Below are 5,250 nucleotides of genomic sequence, written 5' to 3' on the forward strand. Positions count from 1 at the left end.
CACCACCCCTACCACCCCAACCACCCACACCCCCCAAAAATAACGCCTATGAAATTTCGTCTCAACCTGGCTGGCGTCCCTGTGGACGTCACCACCCAATACGATGAGTACTATCCGTATTTTTTGCCCTACCTGGAAAAAAATACCGGGACATCCCCCCTTATCCCGCCCTGTCCCGCCAATGACCGGGACATTCCCGCCGTGGAAATTTCCCCCCAGCGCCTCCAAAAGACTGCCAGTATTTACCAGCCTGACGCCCCTGCCTATTATGTGGAATATTGCGAGCTGTGTCCCGCCATCTCCTCTGCCATCACGGTTTTCGACCGCATCGTGTTCCATGCCGTTTCCTTTATCTGGAAGGACCGGGCTTGGCTTATTACCGCCCCCAGCGGCACCGGCAAGTCCACCCACTATTGTCTCTGGAAACTCCTCTGTCCCGATGAAATTCAGATCATAAATGGGGATAAACCCATTGTATATATAGAAAATGACGAAGTATTCGTCACAACTTCTCCCTGGACAGGCAAAGAGAACATGTCTCAACGCCTGACCGCTAAATTAGGCGGAATTATTATCTTGGAACAGTCCGATTCCAATGAAATCACACGCCTGACCGTTCACGAATCCGCCGGAAAAGTCTTTTCCCAGTTCCTTTTTGACTGTAATACCGAACAGGAAGCAAAAACTGCCTGCCGTATCGCAGAAAAAATGCTGAAAACGCCGGTTTGGCTCCTGAAAAACCGCGACGATATCGAATCTGCCAAATTGTGCCGGAAAACTCTGGAAACCTATCTGGAATCCTCCGCTTCCCAGTGATTGCATATAAACGCAAAATAGTTCTCAAAAATGGTGATTTATTATGAAATATACCGTCATTCCTGGCGTAATTCTTACGAAAATTTGCGATGAAGATTTCCTGGTGGCCACCGGCCCCGCCCGTGGCCGCGTCCCGTATGTTGAGGGGATCAATTCCACCGGAGCATACTTTTTCTCGAAAATAAATGAGGGACTTTCTACAGAAGAAATTATAGAAGATGCTGTAAAATTATATGAAACGCCGGAAGAGGTTATTGCGCCCTCCTTTGAGCGCTTTATAGAGTCCCTCCTCCGCTCCGGCTATCTTGAAAAAAGTGAATTGTGAAATAATAATCATTCCTTGACGGGAAAATAAATATTTGATACAATAACAAAGCTTCAAATCAAATATTTATACAAAAAGGAGAAGAATCATGGAACGCGAAAAGCTGGGGTCCCGCCTGGGCTTCATCCTGCTGTCCGCCGGGTGCGCCATTGGCTGCGGAAATGTCTGGAAATTCCCCTGGATGTGCGGCCAATACGGTGGCGGCGGCTTCGTTTTGCTCTATTTTTTCTGCCTGGTGATTTTGGGCCTGCCGATCATGATTATGGAGTTCAGCGTGGGCCGGGCGGCACAGGCGAGCCCCATCAAAATGTATCAAAAACTGGAGAAAAAGGGCCAGAAATGGCACATTCATGGGTATGTTTCATTCTTTGGGAGCGTGGCACTGATGGCGTTTTACACGGTGGTCACCGGGTGGATCGTGTATTATTTTGTGCGGTTTCTGACGGGAAATATCCAGGATCTGGGATTTTCGTCCATGATTACAAACCCGGGGGTTAACGTGACCTATCTGGCGGTGACGGTGGTGCTGGCCTTCGGCATCCTGTGCTTCGGGCTGCAGGGCGGCCTGGAGCGGGTCACCAAATATATGATGATGCTGCTTCTGGTGCTGATGCTGGTGCTGGCGGTGCACAGCTTCACCCTGTCCGGTGCGGCGGAGGGGCTGCGGTTCTATCTGGTGCCGGACCTGTCCAAAATCAACGGCAGCGTGGTGGTGGGGGCCATGAACCAGGCCTTCTTCACCCTATCCGTGGGCATGGGTGCCATGGCTATTTTCGGCAGCTACATCGGAAAAGAGCGCTCCCTGATGGGGGAGTCGGTGCACATCATCGTGCTGGACACCTTTGTGGCGGTGGTGGCGGGACTGATCATGTTCCCGGCCTGCTTCACCTATGGGGTGGAGGTCAATGCCGGTCCCAGCCTGCTGTTTGACACCATGGCCACCGTGTTCAACCACATGAACGGCGGCCGCTGGTGGGGAACCCTGTTCTTCCTGTTTATGGTGTTCGCGGCCCTGTCCACGGTGCTGGCGGTGTGCGAGGAGATACTGGCCATGGTGCGGGATCTTACCGGTTGGAGCCGCCCGGTAGGGTGCCTGGTTTGCGGCGGGGGGATCTTTCTGGTGGCGCTGACCACGGCCCTGGGTTACAGCGTGCTGCACTTCCAGCCCTTTGCAGAGGGCACCGCCTGGTTGGACCTGTGGGATTTCCTGGTGTCCAACAATATTCTGCCCCTGGGATCCCTGGTGCTTGCCCTGTTCTGCTGCAACAAGTTCGGCTGGGGATGGGACAGCTTCCTGCTGGAGGCCAACGCCGGCCGGGGCCTGAAGGTCCGCCCGTGGATGAAGCCGCTGTTCCGGTATGTGGTCCCGGCGGCCATCCTGTTCATCTATGTCTATGGCATGGCGACTTTCCAGTGGAAGTGACGTGAGCATAAGAAAAGGAGAGGCAAGTGCGGGTGGTCGTAAGACAGTTTCAGTCCCGGCAGTAATGTCTGCTGGGCTTGTTCTTGCATATATTAAAGCCAGATGATAGAATTAAACAAATCAATAAGTCGGAATAATAAGGTGGGTAAGGTCTAACATGCCAACAATTCAGTTAAAGGCGATGACGCGAGAACTATGTCACGAACTGTACAAGCATTGGACGAATGATGCGTCTATCTATATGGATATGCACCTGTTTCAGCCCTATGTATATGACGAAGCTGCGGTAAATCGATATTTTGATATGAAGGGGCAGGATGCTTCACGCAGACTGTTTGCGATCATGCTTGGAGATAAGGTGATCGGGGAATTGCAATTGAAGCAGATCGACCATGATAAAAAAGAATGTTCCCTGAGTATCCATATGCAAAACGACGCAGTGAAGGGAAGGGGATACGGAACGCAGGCAGAACGTTTGGCGGTAAAAACCGCCTTTGACGAGTTGGGAATGGCTGCGGTAAACGCAGATACCATCAGGAAAAATACCCGGAGTCAGCATGTGCTGGAAAAGGTAGGCTTTCGCTTTGTTGGAGAAGATGAAACATTCAAATACTACCGTATCGAGCAGTAAACTCCAATTTGCCGAACTGATAAAGGGCGCACTTCTATACACCTTTCGGTGTGCCGTGCGAGCATCCCTTGCCTCTCCCTTTGGGAGAGGTGGCCGAGCGTAGCGAGGACGGAGAGGGTAAACAATGACCATACCAAAAGACAACACCCAATTAGAAAATGCCCGACGGCTTCGCAGGGAGATGACACCCCATGAGCGTAAGCTCTGGTACCTTTTTCTCCACAAATATCCAGTAAAAATTTATAAACAGCGGATTATCGGCAGATTCATCGTGGACTTTTACTGTGCTTCGGCCAGACTGGTCATTGAATTGGATGGCTCTCAGCATTATGAACCTCAGGGGCTTGCTTATGATGCGGAACGTTCTCAATTCCTGATGTCTCTTGGGTTGGAGATTCTGCGATTCTCCAACCGGGATATCGACAGGGATTTTCGTGGTGTGTGCACACAAATTGATCTTATCATTCGAAAAAGGCTGCAAGACCCTCTCAGTCACCTACGGTGACAGCTCTCCCAAAGGGAGAGCCAAGGGGCTGCACCCCATTACATAGTATGTTGATATGAGAAATGGAGCGTATCTGTATCGATACGCTCCATTGACTGTTTTATGAACACTCATCTAAGTGCCTCTCCTTTTTTGCTCTATATCGGGTATATCTGGCGAATTGTGCGGCAAAGAGGGCAGACGTGACCAATAGGAGCTCGGCCTGCGCCACAGAGAAATCACCGAAGCGCCCTGTAGGGCCCGCTGCCCTCAGCGGGCCGGGGGATGAGGATGCGGATTGCCGCGCCAGCCTGCGGCTGGCTCGCAATGACACGGCAAGGAGATTGCTCCTTATCGCGGTGGGCAAAGAATCGCCGGAGCGCTTGCAGACCCTTTCAGTCACCTTCAGTGACAGTTCTCCCAGAGGGAGAGCCAAGTTCGTAGGGCCCGCTGCTCACAGCGGGCCGGGGAGAGCCCACGCCTCTATGACGGGTGCACCGGCTAAAATGGTTGTTGACAATCCATCCTAATTGACATATAATCCTATTAAGAGGTGAGAAAATGATCTACCGAAACACGGTCCAGCGGGCCATGACACTGGAGGCGGTGCGGAGGCTGCACGCGCACCCAACGGCGGAGGAGGTATACCGGCAGGTGGCGGCGGAGCACCCCAGCGTCAGCCGGGCCACGGTTTACCGCAATCTGCGGCAGCTGGCGGAAAGCGGCCTGCTGCTGAAAATCAACACCACAGACGGGGCGGATCACTTCGATCACCGGTGCGACGCCCACTATCACGCCGGATGCCTGCGCTGCGGCCGGGTTTTCGACGTGGAGCTGCGGCAGCCGCCGCAGCTGGAGAAGCTGCTGGGGGATACCCACGGCTTCGCGGTCAGCGGATACGACCTGCTGTTTCGTGGCGTGTGCCCGGAATGCGGCGGGAAAACATCCATATAATAAGAAGAGCAAAACGAAAGGGAAGGAAACAAATATGAACAAAACCACCAAATACGCCGGGACCCAGACGGAGAAGAACCTGATGGCGGCCTTTGCCGGGGAATCCGAGGCCCGGAACAAGTACACCTACTTCGCCTCCAAGGCCAAGAAGGACGGCTTTGAGCAGATCGCAGCCCTGTTTCTGAAAACGGCGGAAAACGAGAAGGAGCACGCCAAGCTGTGGTTCAAGGAGCTGGAGGGCATCGGCTCCACCGCCGAGAACCTGCTGTCCGCCGCCGAGGGTGAAAACTATGAGTGGACGGACATGTATGAGGGCTTTGCCAGGACCGCCGATGAGGAGGGCTTCCATGAGCTGGCCCAGCGATTCCGCCTGGTGGGGGCCGTTGAGAAGCACCATGAGGAGCGCTATCGGGCGCTGCTGCGCAACGTGGAGATGGCGGAGGTGTTTGCCAAGAGCCAGGTGAAGGTGTGGGAGTGCCGCAACTGCGGCCACATCGTGGTAGGGGAGAAGGCCCCGGAGGTCTGCCCCACCTGTAACCATCCCCAGAGCTATTTCGAGATTCACGCGGAGAACTATTGATAGAAAAACGCAGGAGAGGCCCCCCCGGGGGGGGGCG

The 5,250-nt window shown here is 53.7% G+C and carries 8 protein-coding genes; 7 read left to right on the top strand and 1 reads right to left on the bottom strand.

Annotation, left to right across the window (positions count from 1 at the left end):
• The coding region (locus tag LKD37_RS16860) for a hypothetical protein (protein WP_302930240.1) at positions 1-543 on the bottom strand (543 nt) is incomplete at its 3' end.
• Here LKD37_RS16860 and LKD37_RS16865 point away from each other — a divergent pair.
• The 7 genes from LKD37_RS16865 to rbr all read left to right on the top strand — a co-directional run bounded on the left by LKD37_RS16865 (position 535) and on the right by rbr (position 5,213).
• Positions 535-816 (top strand): hypothetical protein, encoded by a 282-nt coding sequence (locus LKD37_RS16865; protein WP_302930241.1) that lies wholly within the window; start codon positions 535-537, stop codon positions 814-816. The two genes, LKD37_RS16860 and LKD37_RS16865, sit on opposite strands and share 9 nt — an antisense overlap.
• Before the next feature lie 43 nt (positions 817-859).
• A complete protein-coding gene (locus tag LKD37_RS16870; RefSeq protein ID WP_302930242.1) occupies positions 860-1,141 on the top strand; it encodes a PqqD family protein in 282 nt (93 codons plus the stop codon).
• A gap of 88 nt (positions 1,142-1,229) precedes the next feature.
• Positions 1,230-2,564, top strand: coding sequence for a sodium-dependent transporter (locus LKD37_RS16875; protein ID WP_302930243.1), 1,335 nt, complete (start codon positions 1,230-1,232; stop codon positions 2,562-2,564).
• Between the two features lie 157 nt (positions 2,565-2,721).
• The gene (locus LKD37_RS16880) at positions 2,722-3,195 is read left to right on the top strand and encodes a GNAT family N-acetyltransferase (RefSeq protein WP_302930244.1); all 474 of its coding nucleotides are present in this window, start codon (positions 2,722-2,724) and stop codon (positions 3,193-3,195) included.
• 124 nt (positions 3,196-3,319) lie between these two features.
• Complete coding sequence (locus LKD37_RS16885) at positions 3,320-3,700, top strand: endonuclease domain-containing protein (RefSeq protein WP_302930245.1); 381 nt, start codon at positions 3,320-3,322, stop codon at positions 3,698-3,700.
• 540 nt (positions 3,701-4,240) lie between these two features.
• Positions 4,241-4,633 carry a Fur family transcriptional regulator gene (locus LKD37_RS16890; protein ID WP_302930246.1) on the top strand — a complete coding sequence of 131 codons (393 nt, stop codon included), beginning with the start codon at positions 4,241-4,243 and terminating at the stop codon, positions 4,631-4,633.
• A gap of 34 nt (positions 4,634-4,667) precedes the next feature.
• On the top strand, positions 4,668-5,213 hold the full coding sequence (rbr, locus tag LKD37_RS16895) for a rubrerythrin (protein WP_302930247.1): 546 nt from the start codon (positions 4,668-4,670) through the stop codon (positions 5,211-5,213).
• Positions 5,214-5,250: the final 37 nt, after the last annotated feature.

Origin of the sequence: Brotocaccenecus cirricatena (genome assembly GCF_020687045.1) — a bacterium.
Taxonomy (GTDB): Bacteria; Bacillota; Clostridia; order Oscillospirales; family Oscillospiraceae; genus Vescimonas; species Vescimonas cirricatena.